Origin of the sequence: Vogesella urethralis (genome assembly GCF_007644045.2) — a bacterium.
Taxonomy (GTDB): domain Bacteria; phylum Pseudomonadota; class Gammaproteobacteria; order Burkholderiales; family Chromobacteriaceae; genus Vogesella; species Vogesella urethralis.
The window spans coordinates 19,348-39,433 of record NZ_VMDW02000125.1 but is presented as its reverse complement, the minus strand read 5'-3'; the positions used below and the strand labels follow the sequence as shown (position 1 = coordinate 39,433).

Here is a 20,086-nt window from a genome sequence, read left to right as displayed (position 1 = left end):
GCAAACCATTTTACGGGATGTGGCAGGGTACGTCACGGTGGTGGCAGCATCACCGTGCAGTTACGGCCGGCGTGCTTGGCCTGGTACAGCGCCATGTCGGCGCGGGCCAGCAGGCTGCGGCTATCGTCGCCGGGCAGGCGCTGGGTCAGGCCGATGGAGGCGGTTAGCGCAATCTGCTGCCTGTCAAACAGTAGCGGTTGGGCGCGCATGGTTTGCAATAGTCCTTGGGCAATAGCTTGGGCGCGTTCCGGCGGGCAGCCCGGCAGCAGTATGCAGAACTCTTCGCCACCGAGGCGGCCTGCATGATCATGCGGCCCCAGCTGCTGCTGCAACTGGCTGGCAAAGTGCGCCAGTGCGGCGTCGCCGCAGGCATGGCCATAGCAGTCGTTCACTTGCTTGAAGTGGTCGAGGTCCAGCATCAAGAGCGTCATGGCGCCACCATCGCCCAGCGCGTGGGCCAATTGCTGATCCAGTGCCGCCAGCAGGGTGGGGCGGTTGAGCAGGCCGGTCAGCGAATCCACGGTGGCCCGTTCGCGCAGCAGCCGTTCTTGTTGCTTGCGCTGGCGGATGTCACGTGCCGAGCCCCAGATCACCGGCTGGCCGTCCAGTAACAAGCGGCGCACGCTGACCTCTACCTCGATGATGTCGCCGTCGCGGGTACGGTTCAGGCTGTCGAAGGTTTCGCCTTGTTCGCTGGTGAGCTGCAGTTGCTGGCGCAGCTCGGCTTCGCTGCGCCCTTCCACCAGGTCCCACAGGCGTAGCTGGCGCAGTTCTGTCTGGCTGTAACCCAGCAGTTTGCACAGCGAGTCGCTGGCGTCCAGCAAGCGGCCGTCCATATCGATGATCGAGATGGCGTCGGCCGCGTTCTGCAGCATGGCTTGGTACCACTGGGTGCGGCTGTCCAGCGCCTGCTGTGTGGCGTGGTTTTCAAACAGGATGCCCAGTAGCCGCGAGACGTCTTCGATGACGATGATGGCTTCCGGCGTGGGGCTGGCCGGCGTGTGGTGGTAGACGGCAAAGGTGCCGTGTACCTTGCCGCGCCCGTCCATTAATGGTTCGGACCAGCAACTGCCCAGACCGAAGCGGCGGGTGATGTCGCGGTATGGCGCCCAGTTGGGGTGCTGTTGCAGGTCTTCGGCAATCAGCCGTTTGCGGTGCCAGGCGGCCGCACCGCAGCTGCCGACGGAGGGGCCGATGGCCAGCCCGTCGATCAGCGCGTGGTAGTCGGCGGGCAAGGACGGGCCAACCAGCGGTCGCAGCCGCTGCTCTGCGTCGATACGGACGATGGAGCACAACCAGCCGGGCAGGCGTTGCTCCACCTGGCGTACCACGGCTTCCAGCAAGGAGGTCAGTGGCTGGCCCTGGATGTACTGGCGCAGGATGGACGAGTACAGCGCGTCCCAACTGGCGCGCTGGCTGAGTGCGGACTCGTGCTGCAGGCGGCGCAGCTCGGCGGTGGCGCGCTGTACAAAGGGGGCCAGCGCAGCCAGCAAACCATCGGGTAGTTGGTCGCTGCGGTCGTCAAACAAGGCCAGATGACCCAGGCACTGGCCGTCTTCTGCCAGCAGTGGCCAGCCGGCATAGGCCTGCCAGCGGGTGTGGTGTTCGGCTGTGAATTGCTGGTTGACACTGCTGTCTATCTGCAATGCACGCGCTTGTTGCAGTACGTCGGCGCACGGGGTGCCGGCCAGGGTGTAGCGACCGGGGTGGTCGGGGTGGCTGGCAAACAGCACTTCGCTTTCCCGGCGCGGTAGCCAGTGCTGGCGGCTGATGAATACCAACGGGGCGCCGGTGAGGCGTGCCAGGCTGGTCACCAGTTGTTGCAGATAGTCTTTGCCCAGGCAGGCTGCGGTGTCGTGCAGCAGGGCATCGCGCAGAGCGGGGTCGGCTGGCATCGCGGTCCAAGCTTGTCTCGATAGTTATCAGTATGACTTAACTGTTTTGCTTTGATAAGTCAGCACGTTGCAGTGATGGAGCTAGCGCGTTGCAAGGTGTTTGACAAGGTAGATTTTCACAAACTATGATTCATATCAAAGTTTCAGAAATTACTGAAAATTCAAAAGAGGACACACACATGAACCTCCCACCCCTGATCCAGTCCTTCGTGTTGCACTTCGGCGAGATGGGTAGCCACTGGGGCATCAACCGTACCGTGGGCCAGATCTACGCGCTGCTGTACGTGTCGGACAAGCCGCTGAACGCCGACGATATCGTCGAGGCCATCGGCTGTTCGCGCTCCAATACCAGCATGGCGCTGAAAGAGCTGCAGGCCTGGCGCTTGGTGAAGCTGCAGCATCTGCCGGGCGACCGCCGCGAGTACTTCAGCACCCCAGAAGACGTATGGGCCATCTTCAAGACGCTGGCTGAAGAGCGGCAGAAGCGCGAGGTGGAGCCCACGCTCACCATGCTGCGCGGCGCCATCATGGAAAGCCCGTCCGGCGAGGCCGAGCGTCACGCCCAGGCGCGCATGAACGAGATGTACCAGCTGATCGAGCTGGTCACCAAGTGGTTTGCCGACATCCGCGACATGGACGTGGAAACCCTGGAGAAGCTGATGAAGCTGGGCAGCCAGGTCGGCAAAGTGTTGCAGTTCGCGCACAGTCTTGGCCGCTTTGGTAGCCGGGACGATAGCCGGGAGGCCTGATCATGGACGCGCTCGACCCCGTCATCCTGGCCCGCATCCAGTTTGCGGCCAACATTACCTTCCACATCCTGTTCCCTACCATCAGCATTGCCATGGGCTGGGTGCTGCTGTACTTCAAGGCGCGCTTCAACCGCAGCGGCGACGAGGCATGGATGGACGCCTACGGCTTCTGGGTGAAGATCTTCGCGCTGACCTTTGCACTGGGCGTGGTGTCCGGCATCACCATGAGCTTTCAGTTCGGTACCAACTGGCCGGGCTTCATGCAGCACGTGGGCAATGTGGCCGGGCCGCTGCTGGCTTACGAGGTGCTGACCGCGTTCTTCCTGGAGGCCACCTTCCTCGGCATCATGCTGTTCGGCCGCGCCAAGGTGTCCAACCGCGTGCATACGCTGGCCACCTTCCTGGTGGCGTTCGGCACCACGGTGTCGGCGTTCTGGATCATCGTGCTGAACTCGTGGATGCAGACTCCGGCCGGGGTGGAGGTGATCGCCGGCAAGGTGCACGTGCAAAGCTGGCTGGCGGTGATCTTCAACCCGTCCATGCCCTACCGCCTGACGCACATGCTGCTGGCCTCCGGCCTGACAGTGGCGTTTCTGGTGGCCGGGGTGTCGGCCTATCGCTGGCTGCGCGGTGACCGGGCGGCTGCGGTGGCGCACACGCTGAAAACCGGCGTCAGCCTGGCGGCGCTGCTGATTCCGCTGCAGGTACTGGTGGGCGACATGCACGGCCTGAACACCTTCCACCACCAGCCGGCCAAGCTGGCCGCCATCGAAGGCGTGTGGCACACCGAGCGCGGCGCGCCGTTGCTGCTGTTTGCATTGCCGGACGAGGCCACGCAAAGCAACCGCTTCGAGGTGGGCATTCCCAAACTGGCCAGCCTGATCATTACCCACGACCCGAATGGCGAGATCCGCGGCCTGAACGAGTTTCCCAACGCTCACCCGCCGGTAGCCAAGGTGTTCTGGAGCTTCCGCGTGATGGTGGGAGTAGGCCTGCTGATGCTGGCGGTGAGCTGGCTGGCATGGTGGCAGCTGCGTCGCGGCCAACTGGCACCGTGGCTGCAGCGCGGCCTGGTGGCGATGACGTTTTCCGGTTGGGTGGCCACTGTGGCCGGCTGGTACGTCACCGAAATCGGCCGCCAGCCGTGGTTGGTGACCGGCATCCTGCGTACTGCCGACGCCGCGTCGACGGTGGGTAGCGGCATGATTCTGTCTACCTTGCTGATGTACCTGGCGCTGTACGTGGTGCTGCTGGCCAGCTATGTGTCGGTGGTGTTTTACCTGGCGCGCAAGGCAGCGCCTGCGGCCAACCTTGAAGGAGTACAGCCATGAATGCCGAACTGTGGTTGCCGGTGATCTTTGCCGGCCTGATGGCGCTGTCGATGCTGATCTACGTGGTGCTGGACGGCTACGACCTGGGCGTCGGCGTGCTGCTGCCGCTGGGCAATGACGACGAGCGCGACGCCATGATCGCCAGCATCGGCCCGTTCTGGGACGCCAACGAAACCTGGCTGGTGCTGGGCGTGGGGCTGCTGCTGGTGGCGTTTCCGATGGCGCACGGCATCATCCTGGGCGAGCTGTACCTGCCGGTGGCCATCATGTTGCTGGGGCTGATCTTGCGCGGGGTGGCGTTCGACTTCCGCGTCAAGGCGCAGGCGCACCACCAGCCGGCGTGGAACCTCGCTTTTGCCGCCGGCTCGCTGCTGGCGGCGCTTAGCCAGGGTGTGATGCTGGGCCGCTACCTCACCGGCTTTGCGCCCGGCGCCGGCGCCTGGGCCTTTGCGTTGCTGGCCGGGCTGGGCCTGACCGCCGCCTACGTGCTGCTGGGCGCCGGCTGGCTGATCATGAAGAGTAGCGGCGGTTTGCAACAGCGTGCCACGCGCTGGGCGCAGCGGGCCCTGGCGGGTACTGCGCTGGCGGTATTGCTGGTGTCCGTCGCCACGCCGCTGGCCAGCAGCCGCATCGCCGACAAATGGTTCGTGCTGCCGGATTTCCTGCTGCTGTTGCCGCTGCCACTGATCAGTGTGGCGCTGTTCGGCCTGCTGGCCGCCAGCCTGCCCAGGTTGGCCGCACGCCAGCGTGCCGGGCAGGACGCGCTGTGCTGGCTGCCGTTTGCCTGCACCGTGGGCATTGTGTTGCTGGCGTTCTGGGGGCTGGCGTATAGCGTGTTTCCCGAAATCGTCATCGGCCGGCTGGACATCTGGCAGGCCGCCAGCGACCCGGAAGCACTGTGGGTGATTCTGGCCGGTGCCGCCGTGGTACTGCCTACCATCATCGCCTACACGGTGTTTGCCTACCGCGTGTTCTGGGGCAAGGCCGGCAAGCTCAGTTACAGCTAGAAAATATTGCGCCAGATCAACAGGGCAGGAGATATTCCTGCCCTTTTTTCATGTGCTTTCATGTACTTAAAGCAGGGTTTGTCTTGTTGGCGCATGGATACGACACGTTACATTTTGATAAAGCGAGACGCTTGACTTGGGTCAAAGCCCCCATTAACACCGGGGGTAAGATGGCGCCATCCAGATCGAATACCGGGTTTGCCGGAGGAGCTTAATCATGGAACTGTGGAAACAACTGCTGTCCGACGACGTCGGCGTACTGAGCGCGATCGTCATTGCCGTGACAACCATCATCGTGTCGACCTGTATCGGGATCTTTATCAAAAAGACGCACGACGACAAATAAGCTTCAAACGCATGCCATGGCATGTGTGTGTGATTTCCTCTTGATGTGTGTGTGTTTGGGGGTACGGTGGTGGGCCGTTACCCCCTTTTTTTGTCTGTTTTTCCAGCAACAATGCCGGCTTGCTGCGCAAGCCGGCATTGATAGGGATGACAAAGCCTGTTTGCGTTGCAAACAGGCTTTGTCTTGTGAACAGGAAGGCTGCGGATGCCAAAATGGTTAGCGGGCGGCCCGGCTTTGCCGGGTCCGGTAAAGTCTTGACTGATAGTCTGTCCGCAGCCTGAAGGCCGGCTTGCTGCGCAAGCCGGCCTTGTTCTTATGGCAGCAGGGTTCAGGCCACTTGCGTGCCGCTGCAAGCCTGCGGCCAACCCTGCGGGATGGCTGCCAGCAACTGGCGGGTGTAGGCGTGCTGCGGTTGCGCGTACAGCGTGTCGGCGTCGGCTTGCTCCACCACCTGACCGTGCTGCATCACCAGTACCTGGTCGGAGATGTGTTTCACCACCGACAGGTCGTGCGAGATGAACAGGTAGGACAGGCCGTACTCGTCCTGCAGGTCCTGCAGCAGGTTCAGCACCTGGGCCTGCACCGAGACGTCCAGCGCCGAGACCGATTCGTCGCAGATCAGCACTTCTGGCTTCATGGTCAGGCAGCGCGCAATGGCGATGCGCTGGCGCTGGCCGCCGGAAAACTCGTGCGGATACTTCTGCAACGCCCGTGCCGGCAGGCCGACGCGGTCCAGTAGCGCCAGCGCCATGGCGCGTCGCTCGGCACGGTCGGCGCCGATGCCGTGCAGGGTCATCGGCTCCAGCAGGATGTCTTCCACCGAAAAACGCGGGTTCAGCGAGGCGTACGGGTTCTGGAACACGATCTGGATACGGCGTTTGTAGGCGTGAAAGTCGCGCGCCGGCATGGCCAGGATGTCTTCACCGTGGAACAGCGCGCGCCCGGCGCTGGCCTGGTGCAGCCGCATCAGCGTCAGCCCCACCGTGGTCTTGCCGGAGCCGGATTCGCCGACAATGCCCAGCGTCTTGCCGCGTGCCAGCTTGAACGACACGTCCTTCACCGCATGGAACACGTGCTGGCCGAACAGGCCTTCGCGGCTGGTAAAGCTTTTGCACAGCCCTTGCACGTCCAGCACGATGTCGTCGTCCGGCGCGTAACCGCGCTCGCGGTGCGCCGGCGGCACGTAAGGCTGGCCCTGCAGGAAGTCGTCGATCACCGCCAGCCGCGCCGGGCGGCAGTCCAGCCGCGGCCGGCAGTTCAGTAGCGCCTTGGTGTAGGCGTCCCGCGGCTGGCTGAATACCTGCTGTAGCGGGCCGTGTTCGCGGATTTCGCCGTGGCGCATCACGATCACCTCGTCGGCAAACTCGCCGACCAGGCCCAGGTCGTGGGTGATGAACAACACCGCCATGCCGTGGCTTTTCTGCAGCCGCGCAATCAGGGTCAGGATCTGCTTCTGGATGGTCACGTCCAGCGCGGTAGTGGGTTCGTCGGCAATCAGCAGCTTGGGCTCGCAGGCGATGGCCATAGCGATCATCACCCGTTGCTGTTGGCCGCCGGACAGCTGGTGCGGGTAGGCGTCCACCTTGCGGTCCGGCTCCGGCAGGCCCACCTCTTTCAGCAGCGCCATCGCACGCTGGCGCGCCGCTTTGCGGCGCAGGCCGGTGTGCAGCATCAGTGTTTCCATGATCTGCTCGCCTACGGTGAACACCGGGTTCAGCGCGCTCATCGGGTCCTGGAAGATCATGGCGATGTCGCGGCCGCGCAGCTGGCGCAGTTCGCGACGGTCGGCGGCCAGCAGGTTGCGGCCTTCGAACAGGATCTGGCTGTCGGGGTGGATGTGGCAGCCTTGCTGCGGCAGCAGGCGCAGGATGGCCATCGAGGTCACCGACTTGCCGGAGCCGGACTCGCCGACCAGCGCCACGGTACGGTTGGCCGCAATGTCGAAATCAATGCCCTTCAAGGCCTCGAAGCAGTCGCCGTCTTCGTTACGGAAGCTGACGCGCAGCTGGCGCACGCTCAGCAGGGGGGTAGCGGGGGTCATGGCGGCTCCTTACTTCACTTTCGGGTCCAGCGCGTCGCGCAGGCTATCGGTCAGCATGCTGAAGGCGGTGACCAGCACCGACATGCACAGGGTTACCGCGGCCATCTGCCACCAGTAGCCTTGCAGCAGCTCGGACGGGGCTTCGGCCAGCATGGCGCCCCAGCTGGTCTGCGTGACGCTGACGCCAAAGCCCAGGAACGACAGGATGGCTTCGTACTTGATCAGGGCCACGGTGAGGATGGAAAACTGCACCAGCAGCAGGTGGCTGACGTTGGGCAGGATGTGGCGGAACATGCGGCTGCGGTGTCCGGCGCCGATGGCGTCGGCGGCCTGCACATACTCGCGGCACTTGTGTTTCATGAACTCGGCGCGCATCAGGCGGTAGGTGCCGGTCCAGCTGGTGAGCGCCATCACCATGATCACGGTGTCGATACCGCGGCTCATCACTGCGGAAAACGCCAGCAGCAACAGCATGTCGGGCACCGAGGTGAACACGCTGTAAAACCACATCAGCAGGTCGTCCACGCGGCGGCCGAAGTAGCCGGACAGCGCGCCCAGCAGCGTGCCGGCGGCAATGGCCAGCACGGCGCCGCACAGGCCGACCAGCAGCGAGGTGGCAGTGCCCTGGATGACTTTTTGCAGTACGTCGCGGCCGCGAGCGTCGCTGCCGAACGCCAGATCGTCACGATGGGCGGCGGCGGCGACCGGCGCTGCCTTGGCGGCTTCGGCCTGGGCGGCGGCCATGTCGGCGGCCAACGGGTCGTCTTCAGCGCTGATGCCGGTGGCGGCGCTGGCGTCGGCCGCGGTGCTGCCGGCTTGTTGTGCCGCGTCGATGTCGGCGGCGGTCAGTTCTACCGTGGCCGGGCCGTACTGTTTGAACAGCGCCGGCGGGGTATTCGGTTTGGCCACCTGTTCGCGCCAGTGGCTGCCGGCCAGGCCCAGCCAGCCGGCGATGGCCAGCAGCACGAAAGCGGCCACGATCCAGAGCGAGGCAAAGCCGATGCGGTCGCGCTTCAGGCGTTGCCAGCCCAGTTGCCACAGGCTGCGCGACGGCGGGCAGGCGGCGTCGGCCGCCGGGATGGTGTGGGACGGGTGCATCGCGCGCTCCTTATTTCAACTCGACGCGCGGGTCGATCAGTTTGTAGACGATATCGGCCAGCAGATTGAACAGCATGGTGGCCAACGCGACGTAAATGGTGATGGCCTTGATGACCGGAAAGTCGCTGCGGTCGACGGCATTGATCACTTCGTTGCCCATGCCGGGGATGCCGAAGAAGCGCTCCAGCAGCAGGGCGCCCAGAAACAGGTAGGGCAGCGACATCATCAGCGAGGTGACCACCGGAATCAGCGCGTTGCGCATCACGTGCTTCAGCATGATGGCGGGCTCCGACAGGCCTTTGGCGCGGGCGGTGCGCACGTAGTCGTGGTTCATCTCTTCCACGAAACAGCTGCGGTAAAAGCGGATATCGGGCGCCAGGCTGACGATGGTGCCCAGCAGCAGCGGCAGCGGCACGTACAGCCACAGGTTGGTGGCCAGGTGGTCGCTCCAGCCCAGGATGGGGAACCAGCCCAGCTTGTGCGCCAGCCAGTATTGGCCGGCAATGATGTAGACCAGCGCGCTGACCGACATCGCCAGCGTGCAGATCAGCGTGACCAGCCGGTCGGTGAGGCTGCCGCGCAGGTAGGCCACCACGGCGGCCAACAGTACCGCCAGGATCAGGCTGACCAGCAGCATGGGGATGGCCAGCGTCAGCGACGGCACGATGCGGCTGGCCAGGATGTCGGCTACCGGTTGCTGGGTGGACCACGAGATGCCGAAGTCCAGCGTCAGCACTTGCTGCACGAAGATCAGGAATTGCTCGGGCAGCGATTTGTCCAGCCCCAGCTGGTGGCGGATATTGGCCAGCGTTTCGGCAGAAAAGCTCTTGCCGGCCAGGATGTAGGACGGGTCGCCACCCACCCAGTTGAACAGGATGAACAGCAGCAGCATTACCCCGAACAGGGTGGGGACCATCTGCCATAGACGGCGCAGGATGTAGGCAAGCATGTCGGCCTCCGGGCAAACACGGGTAGCCAGCCCCGTATCGGGGCCGGCTGCGGTGGATCAGGACGGGATTACTTCTGGAGGTCGAGGTAACGCCAGGTGGTATTCAGCAGCGGGTGCAGCTTGAAGTTTTTCACGTAGCTGTGCGCCAGCGAGCTGCGGATGCGGGTATCGCCGAAGATCCACGGCTGTTGCGCCACCACGATCTTGTTCATCGCATCGTACAGCTTGTTGCGCTCGGCGCCATCCGGCAGCTTCAGCGAGGCAGCGAACAGGCGGTCGAACTCGGCGTTCTTGAAGCTGGCGCTATTGGCGTCGCCGGCGTTTTTGCCGTACAGCAGCTGCATGAAGTTTTCGCCGTCCGGGTAGTCGGCACTCCACGCCAGGCCCCACATCTGCAGTTTGCCCTGACGGTTGGCCTTGTTCAGTTCGTTCCACTTGCCGTACTTGAAGGTGAGCTTGATCTTCAGGCTGTCGAAGGCTTTCTGCCAGTATTCGTTCCACTGTTTGTCGATGCCGCTGGTGCCGGTGGCCATCTCGATGGACAGCGGTTTGCCGTCCGGCAGCGTGCGCAGGCCGTCGGCACCCACTTTGTAACCGAAGCGGTCCAGCAGCGCGTTGGCTGCCGCCGGGTCGTATTTCACCGAGCCCTTGAACGCCGGGTTGTGGCCGGCCACGCCTTCCGGAATGACGTAGTTCACCGGTACCGCTTGGCCGCGACGGATGGCGGCGATGGTTTCGTTGCGCGGGAAGGCCATGGCGATGGCGCGGCGCAGCGCGATTTTTTCCTTGGCGTCACCGCCCACCACCGGGTCTTGCATATTGAAAAACTGGTAAGTGATTTCCAGCTCTTTCTTGCGCTGCAGCTGCATGCCCTGCTTGGCGTATTTGTCTTGCAGCTTCACGTTCAGCGGGTTTTTCGGGTCGATCAGCAGTGCTTCCTGCAAGGCGGCCTGCGGAATGCCGGACACGTCCAGCTGCTTGTTGACGAAGGCCAGCCACAGCGGCTGCTCTTCCTCGATGATGCTCACTTCCACGCGGCCAACGTTTGGCACCGGCTTGCCTTTGTAGCTTTCCTTGCGAAAGCCTGGGTTGGCTTCCAGTACGATCTTGTTGCCCGGCTTCCATTCTTTCAGCAGGTAGGGGCCGGTACCGACCGGTTTGGCGTTGGTGTTGCTGGCGTAGCCTTCGATGGCCTCGCGGGCCACGGCGCCAAACGCCGGCATGGCCAGAATCTGCAGGAAATTGAAGTTGCCTTCGGTAAGGGTGAGCTGCAGCGTGTATTTGTCCAGCGCCTTGATGCCCTCTACCGGGGTGTCGTAGTTCAGTGCGCCTTTGCCGGCGGCTTTCACCAGCGCCTCGGCGCCGGCAAAGCGGCCGTCCACCAGAAAGCTCCACGGCGAGTTGATGGTGGGGTCGAGGTGGCGCTTGATGGCGTAAACGTAGTCAGCGGCGGTCAGCTCGCGTTTCTGGCCTTTGAACACCGGGTCGGCGGCGAAGTAGATGCCAGGCTTGAGCTTGAAGGTGTACACCTTGCCGTCGGCAGAGACGGTGGGCATGGCGGCGATGGTGTTGGGCACGACTTTGGCCGGGCGGGCGTCGTAGTCGTAAGTGACCAGCGGGTCGAACACGTTTTCCAGGATGGCACCGGAGTAGCTGTCCGACACCTTGGCCGGGTCGAAGCCGGTTTCCGGCACATTGAACGCGACGCGCAGTACCTTATTCATGTCGGCAGCGGAGACATGACCGGCTGCCAGTGCGGCCAGCGTGGCCAGCAGAATGTGTTTCTTCATCGTTTTCTCCCAATCTTGTTCGGTATTGTCATGCGGGCTGCATGGGCGCCGCTTTGGTGCGTGCAGTCTGAAAGCTGCCGGTCTTTACGTCGAGTGCTGCACAGGCGTGACTGGACTTTCGGGCAGTATGCCACTGTGGCGGCAAAGGCTGGCCAGTTGCTGTTGCAACAGTTGCAGCGTCAGTTGCACCTTCTGTGGCAGGTAGCGCCGGGCAGGGTAGACCGCGTAAATGCCGGCGTATTGTGGTGCCACGTCCAGCGTCAAGGCCTGCAAGCGGCCATCGGCCAGGGCGGCATTCACCAGGAAGTCCGGCTGGTAAGCAATACCCATACCGGCAATGGCGGCGTCCACCAGCACATCGCCGTTATTGGCGGTCAGCGGGCCGTGCACCGTCACCTGGCGCAGTTGGCTGCCGTGGCCGAACAGCCAGCTGGAGTGCGTCTGCTGCAGGCTGTAGCGCAGGCAGGCGTGGCCGGCCAGCTCGGCCAGCGTGCGCGGCGTGCCGTGCGCGGCCAGGTAGGACGGCGCCGCACAGACGTGCATGGCGAGCTGGCCCAGCGGCCGCGCCACCAGGTGGCCGGCCAGCGGCTGGGTGCTGATGCGCAGCGCCAGGTCGAAGCCGGCTTCCACCAGGTCTACCTGTTCGTCGGACAGCACCAGTTCGATGTCCAGCTGCGGGTGGCTGGCGTGCAGTGCGGCCAACCATTGCCCCAGAAAGCGCATGCCGAACGACAGCGGTGCCGCAATACGCAAGCGCCCGCCCACGCTGACGCTTTGCTGCTGGGCCATGGCATCGGCTTCTTCCAGTTGCGCCAGGATCAGCGCCACGCGGCGGTGGTATTCCTCACCGGCTTCGGTCAGCGTCATGCGGCGCGTCGTCCGCTGGATCAGACGGCAGCCCAGGTGTTTTTCCAGCGCGGCCAGGTGCTTGCTGACCATGGCGCTGGACAAGTCCAGCCGCGCCGCGGCACCGACCAGGCTGCCTGCGTCGACGATGGCCTGGAACACGCGCAAGGAGTCGAGTCTGTTCATCTGATTGTTTCCTGATGGTTGCTAATGCAGTTCATGATTGCCGGTTTATCAATTATTGGCAATGCAATGTAATAGTGGCATACCCTTTTGACGGAGCCAGCCATGCACTATTTTGCCCCTTTGTTCCTGTCCCACGGCGGGCCGGACGTACTGATCAACCAATCGCCGGCGCGCCATGTCTGGCAACGGTACGCTGCCAGCCAGCCGCGACCGCGAGCCATCGTCATCATGTCGGCGCACAACCTGGCGCGGGAACCGGTAGTGGGCTGGTCGCCACGCTGGCAGACGGTGTACGACTTCGGCGGCTTTCCGCGCGAGCTGTACCGCCTGCAATACCCGGCCGTTTCCAGTGCCGAGCTGGCAGGGCAGGTACATCAGCGCCTGCAAGCTGCTGGCTTGCCCGCCCATCTGATGGAAGCCGACGGTCTGGACCACGGTGCCTGGGTGCCGCTGCTGATGATGTACCCGGAAGGGGACATCCCGGTGATCACGCTGTCTACGTTGCCGCGGCACGACGCCCGCAGCCATTATCTGCTGGGCAAGGCGCTGGCAGGGTTGGCCGCAGAGGGGGTACAGATCATCGGTTCCGGCAGTGTGACCCACAATCTGTACGCGCTGGGCGCACCGGGTACGCCGACGCAGCCGTGGGCACAAGCGTTTGCCGACTGGGTGGCTGACAAAATGGAAGCCGGGGACGTGGACAGCTTGCTGGCGTGGCGGGAGCAGGCGCCGTTTGCGCGCGACAATCACCCGACGGATGAGCATCTGCTGCCATTGTTCTTCGCGCTGGGCGCTGCCGACGGCAAGGTTGGCCGCAGCTTGCATCGCGGGATCGAATACGCGTCCGTCACCATGGATGCCTGGGTATTGGGCTGAACGAGTGCTGCTGGCAGCGTGTAACTTGAAACATGATTGACACAAAACCGGGCCAAGCCCGGTTTTTTTTTATGGCAAAATCATGCATTTGGAATGTGCCATTGGCATTTATAGGGTGGCTTTCTGCGCTGAAGCAGCCTTTCTATCATCAGAAAAATTGTGAAACCTGCTGAGTGTTAACAAGTGTTAAGGTTTTGAACCAATCAAGATGCTCGTATGTCTTGGAAAAACAAGCGGTTTTTGATGTTCAAAAAATCAAAATGCTTTGTTCAAAAGCTTCCGCTATCTACTAATGCAGATAGTCACTAAAGTTACCACATCGCAAGGACGCACAGACATGACGCAAGTCGTCAACAGTGAGGTTGGTTTGAGTCCTTGTCCTGAACCGGTGGTTCTGCTGTGACGCGAGAGACCGCCAACCGCACACTTAAAGGAAATTGACCATGAAAAAACTGACTCTGATCGCTACCGCCATTGCCCTGTTTGCTGGTGTTGCCCAAGCCCAAGATGTTGCCAAACGTGAATCCGGCGACGCACCGTACATCGCCAAACGTGAATCCGGCGACGCACCGTACATCGCCAAGCGCGAATCCGGCGACGCACCGTACATCGCCAAACGTGAATCCGGCGACGCTGCTTACATCGCCAAGCGCGAATCCGGCGACGCACCGTACATCGCCAAACGTGAATCCGGCGACGCTGCCTACATCGCCAAACGTGAGTCGGGCGACGCTGCCTACATCGCCAAACGTGAGTCGGGCGACGCAGCCTACATCGCCAAACGTGAATCCGGCGACGCTGCTTACATTGCTCAGCGCGAGTCCGGTGATGCTCCGTACATCGCCAAACGCGAATCCGGTGATGCTGCTTACATCGCTTGATCTCGGCGCAGCACAAAGTAAAAAAGCCCGCAATTGCGGGCTTTTTTGTTGTCCGGGCCAAGGTTGGCCGCAAACAAGGCTTAGCGGGTAACCGGCTTGTAGCGGATGCGCTTGGGCTTGGCACCTTCTTCGCCCAGGCGTTTCTTCTTGTCGGCTTCGTATTCCTGGTAGTTGCCGTCAAAGAAGGTCCACTGCGATTCGCCTTCCGCCGCCAGGATGTGGGTGGCGATACGGTCCAGGAACCAGCGGTCGTGGCTGATCACGAACACGGTGCCGGCGTATTCCAGCAGCGCGTCTTCCAGCGCACGCAGGGTTTCCACGTCCAGGTCGTTGGACGGTTCATCCAGCAGCAGCACGTTGCCGCCCTTCAGCAGGGTTTTGGCCAGGTGCAGGCGGCCGCGTTCGCCACCGGACAGCATGCCTACTTTCTTCTGCTGGTCGGCGCCCTTGAAGTTGAAGCGGCCCAGGTAGGCGCGGCTGGACATTTCGAACTTGCCGACGGTGATCAGGTCGGCGCCGCCGGACACGTCCTCGAACACGGTCTTGTCGCCGTCCAGGCCTTCGCGGGTCTGTTCGACAAAGGCCATCTGTACGGTCTGGCCGATCTTCACGCTGCCGCTGTCCGGTTGTTCCTTGCCGGCAATCATCTTGAACAGGGTGGACTTACCGGCACCGTTGGGGCCGATGATGCCGACGATGGCGCCCGGCGGGGCCTTGAAGCTGAGGTTGTCGATCAGCAGGCGGTCGCCAAAGCCCTTGGACACGTTCTCGAATTCGATCACTTCGTTACCCAGACGCTCGGCCACCGGAATGAAGATTTCCTGGGTCTCGTTGCGCTTCTGGTTTTCAAAGCTGGACAGTTCCTCGAAGCGGGCGATACGCGCCTTCGACTTGGCCTGGCGGCCTTTCGGGTTCTGGCGCACCCATTCCAGTTCCTGCTTCATGGCCTTCATGCGCGCGGCTTCGGACTTGGCTTCCTGCTGCAGGCGGGCTTCTTTCTGTTCCAGCCAGCCGGAGTAGTTGCCCTTCCACGGAATGCCTTCGCCTCGGTCCAGCTCCAGAATCCATTCGGCAGCGTTATCCAGGAAGTAGCGGTCGTGGGTGACGGCCACCACGGTACCCGGGAAGCGCACCAGGAACTGTTCCAGCCACTCTACCGATTCGGCGTCCAGGTGGTTGGTGGGTTCGTCCAGCAGCAGCATGTCGGGCTTGGACAGCAGCAGCTTGCACAGCGCCACACGGCGTTTTTCACCACCGGACAGCGGGCCGATCTTGGCGTCCCACGGCGGCAGGCGCAGCGCGTCGGCGGCCAGCTCCAGCTGCAGTTCGATGTTGTCACCGGCGCCGGCAGAGATGATGGCTTCCAGGCGGGCCTGTTCTTCGGCCAGGGCGTCAAAATCGGCGTCCGGCTCGGCGTAGGCGGCGTACACCTCTTCCAGACGCTTCTGCGCGTTCATCACTTCGCCCATGCCGCTTTCCACTTCTTCGCGCACGGTTTTTTCCGGGTCCAGCTGCGGTTCCTGCGGCAGGTAGCCGATGTTCAGGTTCGGCTGCCACTGCACCTCGCCGTCGTATTCTTTTTCGACGCCGGCCATGATCTTCAGCACGGTGGATTTACCGGCGCCGTTCAGACCCAGCAGGCCGATCTTGGCGCCGGGGAAGAAGGACAGCGAGATGTCCTTGATGATCTGGCGCTTGGGGGGGACGATCTTGCTCACGCGGAGCATGGACATCACGTATTGAGCCATGGTTTACCTAGTTTCAGTATGAAAAAACAGACCGCCACCGAAGCTGACCAAATACACGAGGCGCTGCCATGCAGGCGCGAAAGCGCTGGCCGGTTTCGTGTTTTCAGTGTGCTTCCGTGGCTGAAAAAACAAGCCATCAGTGTATCAAATCCGCCTGCGGCCAACCTTGTTACTGGCGTGCGGTGCGGACGTTGGCCGGCGGTACGGCAGCCGGGTCGTTGCTGCGCCACGGGTTGATGTCCAGGCCGCCGCGGCGGGTGTAGCGCGCATATACGGTCAGGCGCTGCGGCGCACAGGCCTGCAGTACGTCGGTGAAGATGCGCTCCACGCACTGTTCGTGGAATTCGTTGTGCTGACGGAAGCCGATCAGGTAGCGCAGCAGCGCTTCGCGGTCGATGCGCGGGCCGGTGTAGCTGATCTGCACGCTGCCCCAGTCCGGCTGGCCGGTTACCAGGCAGTTGGACTTCAGCAGTTGCGAGCACAGCGTTTCGCTGACCACGTTGGCCGCATCGGCGTGCAGTAGTTGTGGGCAGGGCGCGTAGTTGTCTACCTCGATATCCAGCTCGTCGATGCTGCTGCCGGCCAGCTCCACAATCTGTTCGCGGCCAAAATCGGCCGGCGACAGCAGGCTGACTTCGACTTTGCCACCGGCAGCGTTACTGAGGTCCATGCTCAGCTGCGCTTGTACCTGGTCCCAGCTGGCGATGCGGGTCTGGTTATAGCTGTTCAGATACAGCTTGAACGATTTGGACTCGATCAGGTTGGGGCTGTCGGCCGGAATGCGGAAGGTGGCAATCGCCACCTGCGGTTTGCCGCGTGCGTTCAGCCACGACAGCTCAAAGCCGGTCCACAGGTCCACGCCGTGAAACGGCAGCGCATTGGCCGCCACGTCGATCTCGTCGCGCTTTTGCTGGCGGGCAATCGGGAACAGCAGGCTGTTGTCGTACTGGTCCTGGTAGTCCACCTTCTTGCCCAGCGGGGAAAACTCGGGGGTGTAGGTCGGGGTCATCATCATTCCTCGTGCCGCGGCGTACCCGCAGGGGCCGCCGCCAGCTTTATTGTAGGCAGGCTGCAGCAGCCTGCCGGGTGTTCAGACGGTACGCCGCATGAACTGGCGGGGGCGCAGGCCCAGCGCCAGCAGCGTGGCAAAGTAGGCGCCGGCGCCAGCAACTACCAATAGCAGCAGCCACAGCGCGCGTTGCCAGCTGTGGCCGTGCCAGTCGATCGGCAGCACGTTCAGCAGCAGCAGCAGGGTGGCGGCCATGGCGGCCACACCACCGGCCAGCCGCAGCATGAAGCCCGGCCAGCCGGCAGAGGGCTGGTAGATGCCGTGCTTGCGCAGCTGGTGGTAGAGCAGGGCGGCGTTCAGGCAGGCGCCCAGGCCAATCGACAGCGACAGACCGGCGTGCTTCAGCGGGCCGATAAAGGTGAGGTTCATCAGCTGGGTGGCGGCCAGCGTAATCAGTGCAATCTTCACCGGCGTCTTGATGTTCTGCCGCGCATAAAAGCCCGGCGCCAGCACTTTCACCAGGATCAATCCCAGCAGGCCGACGGCGTAAGCCATCAGCGCCTGCTGCGTCATGGCAGCGTCGTGGGCGGTGAACTTGCCGTACATGAACAGCGTGGCAATCAGCGGTTGCGACAGCACCGCCAGGCCGACGGTGGACGGCACCGCCAGCAATAGCGACAGCCGCATGCCCCAGTCCAGCAACTGGCTGAATTCGCCCTGGCTTTCCGGGCCGCGTGCCGCCTGTTTGGACAGCGACGGCAGCAGGATGGTGCCCAGCGCCACGCCCAGCACGCCGGTGGGGAATTCCATCAGCCGGTCAGCGTAGTACATCCACGACACGCTGCCGGACACCAGAAACGACGCAAAAATGGTGTTGATCACCAACGAGATCTGCGCGATGGATACACCGAAAATAGCCGGCCCCATTTGGCGGATGACACGCCAGACCGCGGCATCGCGCAGGTTCAGGCGTGGCATCGGCAGCATGTCCAGCTTCTTCAGGTGCGGCAGCTGGTACAGCAGCTGGGCAATGCCGCCGATAAACACCGCCCACGCCAGGGTCAGTACCGGCGGGTCGAAGTAGGGCGTCAGCAGCAGCGAGCACAGGATGAACGATACGTTCAGCAGCGTGGGCGTGAACGCCGGTACCGAAAAGCGGTTCCAGGTATTGAGCACGCTGCTGGCCAGCGACGACAGCGAAATGAACAAGATATAAGGAAAGGTGATGCGCAGCAGCTCGCTGGTCAGCGCCACCTTGTCCGGATTGCTGGCAAAGCCGGGAGCGGTGAGCCAGATAATCCACGGTGCGGCCAGCATGCCCAGCGCAGTGACCGCCATCAGCACTACCGTCAGCGTGCCGGTGATGTGCGACAGGAAGGCGCGGGTTTCCGCTTCGCCGCGCTGTTCCTTGTATTCGGCCAGTACCGGCACGAAGGCCTGCGAAAAGGCGCCTTCGGCAAAGATGCGGCGCAGCAGGTTGGGCAGTTTGAAGGCCACAAAGAAGGCGTCGGTCGCGAGGCCGGCGCCGAATACGCGGGCAATGATGGCGTCGCGGACAAAGCCCAGCACGCGCGAAACCAGGGTCATGCTGCTGACTTTTGCCAGCGCTTTTAGGAGGTTCATGCTTGGGTAAAATCAGACACTATGAAGAAGGTTTAAGCCCGCCAGTTTACGCGGGTGGGTTTGTTGTTGCAAAACCTCATGTTAGGGCTTAGAATCGCCGGTTTCAGATTCCGCTCATCAGGAGACACCACATGGCTAACAGCGCACAAGCTCGCAAGCGTGCACGCCAGGCTCTCAAGCAGCGCGCGCAAAACGCTAGCCTGCGTACTGCATTCCGCACTGCAGTAAAGAAAGTTATCAAAGCCGTTGAAGCTGGCGACAAAGCCGCTGCTCAGGCTCAATTCCAGGCTTCCACCAAAGTCATCGACCGTATCGCTGACAAAGGCGTGTTCCACAAGAACAAGGCTGCTCGTCACAAGAGCCGTCTGTCCGCCCAAGTTAAGGCCATGGCCGCCTAATTTGCCCTTAACGGCAAAAGAATACGCAAAGGCTCCGCAATCGCGGGGCCTTTTGTGTTTTTACGACCGGGCACTTTGCGGCAGCCGGCCAGTCTGTCACTGCCGGTGTTTCTATCGATGACGACAATGCGAAAACTTCTTCCCCTGTTGCTGTCGCCGCTGGCCTGGGCCGATGGCAACCTGCAGGTCGGCTTGCAGCAGTGCGCCCAGCTGGGCGATGGCGCTGCCAGGCTGGCGTGTTACGACGCGCTGGCCGCCCAGCCGCTGCCGGTGCCATCTGTCACCAGCCAAGCCGTGCAGGCTGCGGCCAACCCTGCCCCCGTGGCGGCTATCGAACCGGTGGCCAATGGTGTGTCGTTGCCGGCTAGCGGGGCTGCCGCCAGCTTGCCCGAGCTGGGTAGCCAGCGTGCTGCATCCGCGGTGCCGGTGATTACCAGCAGCAAGCACAGTACGCTGGCCAGCCAGTGGGACCTGGACGAAGACAACAAGCTGGGCACCTTTGTACTGCGCGCCCACAAGCCCACCTACATCCTGCCGGTGTGGTACCAGGCCTCGCCCAATGTGCGGCCCGATTCGCCAACGCAGGAAGCGGTGACGTTGTTCGGCAAGAAAATGAACAACGTCGAAGTGAAGTACCAGATCTCGTTCAAGAGCAAGATGTGGGAAAACGTGCTGGGAACCCCAGCCGATTTGTGGTTCGGCTACAGTCAACAGTCGCACTGGCAGATGTACAACAAGCAGCAATCGTCGCCGTTCCGTGAAACCGATTACGAGCCGGAAGTGGTGCTGACCACGCCGTTGCCGGCCAAATGGCAACTGGGTGACTGGCGTTTCCGCGTTGCCGGTATCGGTTTACTGCACCAGTCCAATGGCCAGACCGACCCGCTGTCGCGCAGCTGGAACCGCCTGTACGGCATGCTGGGGGCTGAAAACGGCAACCTGTCGCTGACGGCGCGCTGGTGGTACCGGCTGCCGGAAAAAGCCAGCGAAGACGATAACCCCGACTTGCAAACCTTTACCGGGCGCGGCGACCTGCAGGCGGTGTACCGCTGGAACGGCCATACCTTCGGCGGAACCGTGCGCTACAACCCCAGCAGCCACAAAGGCGCTGCGCAGCTGGACTGGACCTTCCCGGTGGCCGGCCGCTTGCGCGGTTATGTACAGGCTTACGACGGCTACGGCGAGTCGCTGCTGGATTACAACCACCGCTCGCGTGGCATCGGCTTTGGCCTGATGCTGACCGACTGGCTCAGCAACTGATTGCTTGCTACTCAAAAGAAAACGCCCCTGCGGCCAACGGCTGACAGGGGCGT

General features: G+C 62.7%; 17 protein-coding genes. 8 read left to right on the top strand and 9 right to left on the bottom strand.

The genetic code is table 11. The annotated features are described in order from the left end of the window. Positions 1-32 precede the first annotated feature (32 nt). Positions 33-1,895, bottom strand: a complete 1,863-nt coding sequence (locus FLQ03_RS15810) for a sensor domain-containing diguanylate cyclase (protein WP_144373145.1) — start codon at positions 1,893-1,895, stop codon at positions 33-35. Positions 1,896-2,074: 179 nt separating this feature from the next. On the opposite strand from FLQ03_RS15810, the gene FLQ03_RS15805 reads away from it, so the two are divergent. The 4 genes from FLQ03_RS15805 (at position 2,075) to FLQ03_RS15790 (ending at position 5,328) form a co-directional block, all read left to right on the top strand. Then, positions 2,075-2,644 (top strand): GbsR/MarR family transcriptional regulator, encoded by a 570-nt coding sequence (locus FLQ03_RS15805; RefSeq protein ID WP_144373144.1) that lies wholly within the window; start codon positions 2,075-2,077, stop codon positions 2,642-2,644. A gap of 2 nt (positions 2,645-2,646) precedes the next feature. After that, a complete protein-coding gene (locus tag FLQ03_RS15800; protein ID WP_144373143.1) occupies positions 2,647-3,975 on the top strand; it encodes a cytochrome ubiquinol oxidase subunit I in 1,329 nt (442 codons plus the stop codon). Then, positions 3,972-4,982, top strand: coding sequence for a cytochrome d ubiquinol oxidase subunit II (locus tag FLQ03_RS15795; RefSeq protein WP_144373142.1), 1,011 nt, complete (start codon positions 3,972-3,974; stop codon positions 4,980-4,982). The genes FLQ03_RS15800 and FLQ03_RS15795 overlap by 4 nt, the downstream gene beginning before the upstream one ends. 217 nt (positions 4,983-5,199) lie before the next feature. Next, positions 5,200-5,328: a DUF3149 domain-containing protein gene (locus FLQ03_RS15790; protein ID WP_144373141.1), complete on the top strand. Its 129-nt coding sequence runs from the start codon at positions 5,200-5,202 to the stop codon at positions 5,326-5,328. A gap of 328 nt (positions 5,329-5,656) precedes the next feature. On the opposite strand, the gene FLQ03_RS15785 is transcribed toward FLQ03_RS15790, so the two are convergent. From FLQ03_RS15785 to FLQ03_RS15765, 5 genes are all read right to left on the bottom strand, one after another. Further along, positions 5,657-7,369, bottom strand: coding sequence for an ABC transporter ATP-binding protein (locus FLQ03_RS15785; RefSeq protein WP_144373140.1), 1,713 nt, complete (start codon positions 7,367-7,369; stop codon positions 5,657-5,659). 9 nt (positions 7,370-7,378) lie between these two features. Continuing rightward, positions 7,379-8,467 (bottom strand): ABC transporter permease, encoded by a 1,089-nt coding sequence (locus tag FLQ03_RS15780; RefSeq protein WP_144373139.1) that lies wholly within the window; start codon positions 8,465-8,467, stop codon positions 7,379-7,381. Positions 8,468-8,477: 10 nt separating this feature from the next. Then, entirely contained in the window at positions 8,478-9,416 is a 939-nt protein-coding gene (locus FLQ03_RS15775; protein WP_144373138.1) for an ABC transporter permease, read from the bottom strand. A 68-nt stretch (positions 9,417-9,484) separates the two neighbouring features. Continuing rightward, positions 9,485-11,206 (bottom strand): ABC transporter substrate-binding protein, encoded by a 1,722-nt coding sequence (locus tag FLQ03_RS15770; RefSeq protein ID WP_144373137.1) that lies wholly within the window; start codon positions 11,204-11,206, stop codon positions 9,485-9,487. Positions 11,207-11,290: 84 nt separating this feature from the next. Next, the gene (locus tag FLQ03_RS15765; protein ID WP_144373136.1) at positions 11,291-12,238 is read right to left on the bottom strand and encodes a LysR family transcriptional regulator; all 948 of its coding nucleotides are present in this window, start codon (positions 12,236-12,238) and stop codon (positions 11,291-11,293) included. 102 nt (positions 12,239-12,340) lie between these two features. Here FLQ03_RS15765 and FLQ03_RS15760 point away from each other — a divergent pair, with 102 nt between their 5' ends. After that, positions 12,341-13,114, top strand: coding sequence for a DODA-type extradiol aromatic ring-opening family dioxygenase (locus FLQ03_RS15760; RefSeq protein ID WP_144373135.1), 774 nt, complete (start codon positions 12,341-12,343; stop codon positions 13,112-13,114). A 443-nt stretch (positions 13,115-13,557) separates the two neighbouring features. Further along, positions 13,558-13,995 carry a hypothetical protein gene (locus tag FLQ03_RS15755; protein ID WP_144373134.1) on the top strand — a complete coding sequence of 146 codons (438 nt, stop codon included), beginning with the start codon at positions 13,558-13,560 and terminating at the stop codon, positions 13,993-13,995. 80 nt (positions 13,996-14,075) lie between these two features. Here the strand turns inward: FLQ03_RS15755 and ettA are convergent, their stop codons facing one another. From ettA to murJ, 3 genes are all read right to left on the bottom strand, one after another. After that, positions 14,076-15,743, bottom strand: a complete 1,668-nt coding sequence (gene ettA, locus FLQ03_RS15750) for an energy-dependent translational throttle protein EttA (protein WP_144373133.1) — start codon at positions 15,741-15,743, stop codon at positions 14,076-14,078. Positions 15,744-15,912: 169 nt separating this feature from the next. Beyond that, complete coding sequence (queF, locus tag FLQ03_RS15745; protein ID WP_144373187.1) at positions 15,913-16,755, bottom strand: NADPH-dependent 7-cyano-7-deazaguanine reductase QueF; 843 nt, start codon at positions 16,753-16,755, stop codon at positions 15,913-15,915. Between the two features lie 78 nt (positions 16,756-16,833). Continuing rightward, a complete protein-coding gene (gene murJ, locus FLQ03_RS15740; protein ID WP_144373132.1) occupies positions 16,834-18,375 on the bottom strand; it encodes a murein biosynthesis integral membrane protein MurJ in 1,542 nt (513 codons plus the stop codon). Positions 18,376-18,506: 131 nt separating this feature from the next. Here murJ and rpsT point away from each other — a divergent pair, with 131 nt between their 5' ends. Further along, positions 18,507-18,773: a 30S ribosomal protein S20 gene (gene rpsT, locus FLQ03_RS15735; RefSeq protein ID WP_144373131.1), complete on the top strand. Its 267-nt coding sequence runs from the start codon at positions 18,507-18,509 to the stop codon at positions 18,771-18,773. A 126-nt stretch (positions 18,774-18,899) separates the two neighbouring features. Further along, positions 18,900-20,033, top strand: coding sequence for a phospholipase A (locus FLQ03_RS15730; RefSeq protein WP_240802292.1), 1,134 nt, complete (start codon positions 18,900-18,902; stop codon positions 20,031-20,033). Positions 20,034-20,086 lie beyond the last annotated feature (53 nt).

What these genes read in the sequence shown, in the direction of transcription:
- ettA (WP_144373133.1), bottom strand. Translation starts at nt 15,743, where the DNA reads ATGGCTCAATACGTGATGTCCATGCTCCGCGTGAGCAAGATCGTCCCC.
- FLQ03_RS15765 (WP_144373136.1), bottom strand. Translation starts at nt 12,238, where the DNA reads ATGAACAGACTCGACTCCTTGCGCGTGTTCCAGGCCATCGTCGACGCA.
- FLQ03_RS15795 (WP_144373142.1), top strand. Translation starts at nt 3,972, where the DNA reads ATGAATGCCGAACTGTGGTTGCCGGTGATCTTTGCCGGCCTGATGGCG.
- rpsT (WP_144373131.1), top strand. Translation starts at nt 18,507, where the DNA reads ATGGCTAACAGCGCACAAGCTCGCAAGCGTGCACGCCAGGCTCTCAAG.
- FLQ03_RS15730 (WP_240802292.1), top strand. Translation starts at nt 18,900, where the DNA reads ATGCGAAAACTTCTTCCCCTGTTGCTGTCGCCGCTGGCCTGGGCCGAT.
- FLQ03_RS15770 (WP_144373137.1), bottom strand. Translation starts at nt 11,206, where the DNA reads ATGAAGAAACACATTCTGCTGGCCACGCTGGCCGCACTGGCAGCCGGT.
- FLQ03_RS15785 (WP_144373140.1), bottom strand. Translation starts at nt 7,369, where the DNA reads ATGACCCCCGCTACCCCCCTGCTGAGCGTGCGCCAGCTGCGCGTCAGC.
- queF (WP_144373187.1), bottom strand. Translation starts at nt 16,755, where the DNA reads ATGATGACCCCGACCTACACCCCCGAGTTTTCCCCGCTGGGCAAGAAG.
- FLQ03_RS15800 (WP_144373143.1), top strand. Translation starts at nt 2,647, where the DNA reads ATGGACGCGCTCGACCCCGTCATCCTGGCCCGCATCCAGTTTGCGGCC.
- FLQ03_RS15790 (WP_144373141.1), top strand. Translation starts at nt 5,200, where the DNA reads ATGGAACTGTGGAAACAACTGCTGTCCGACGACGTCGGCGTACTGAGC.
- FLQ03_RS15780 (WP_144373139.1), bottom strand. Translation starts at nt 8,467, where the DNA reads ATGCACCCGTCCCACACCATCCCGGCGGCCGACGCCGCCTGCCCGCCG.
- FLQ03_RS15775 (WP_144373138.1), bottom strand. Translation starts at nt 9,416, where the DNA reads ATGCTTGCCTACATCCTGCGCCGTCTATGGCAGATGGTCCCCACCCTG.
- FLQ03_RS15805 (WP_144373144.1), top strand. Translation starts at nt 2,075, where the DNA reads ATGAACCTCCCACCCCTGATCCAGTCCTTCGTGTTGCACTTCGGCGAG.
- FLQ03_RS15810 (WP_144373145.1), bottom strand. Translation starts at nt 1,895, where the DNA reads ATGCCAGCCGACCCCGCTCTGCGCGATGCCCTGCTGCACGACACCGCA.
- FLQ03_RS15760 (WP_144373135.1), top strand. Translation starts at nt 12,341, where the DNA reads ATGCACTATTTTGCCCCTTTGTTCCTGTCCCACGGCGGGCCGGACGTA.
- murJ (WP_144373132.1), bottom strand. Translation starts at nt 18,375, where the DNA reads ATGAACCTCCTAAAAGCGCTGGCAAAAGTCAGCAGCATGACCCTGGTT.
- FLQ03_RS15755 (WP_144373134.1), top strand. Translation starts at nt 13,558, where the DNA reads ATGAAAAAACTGACTCTGATCGCTACCGCCATTGCCCTGTTTGCTGGT.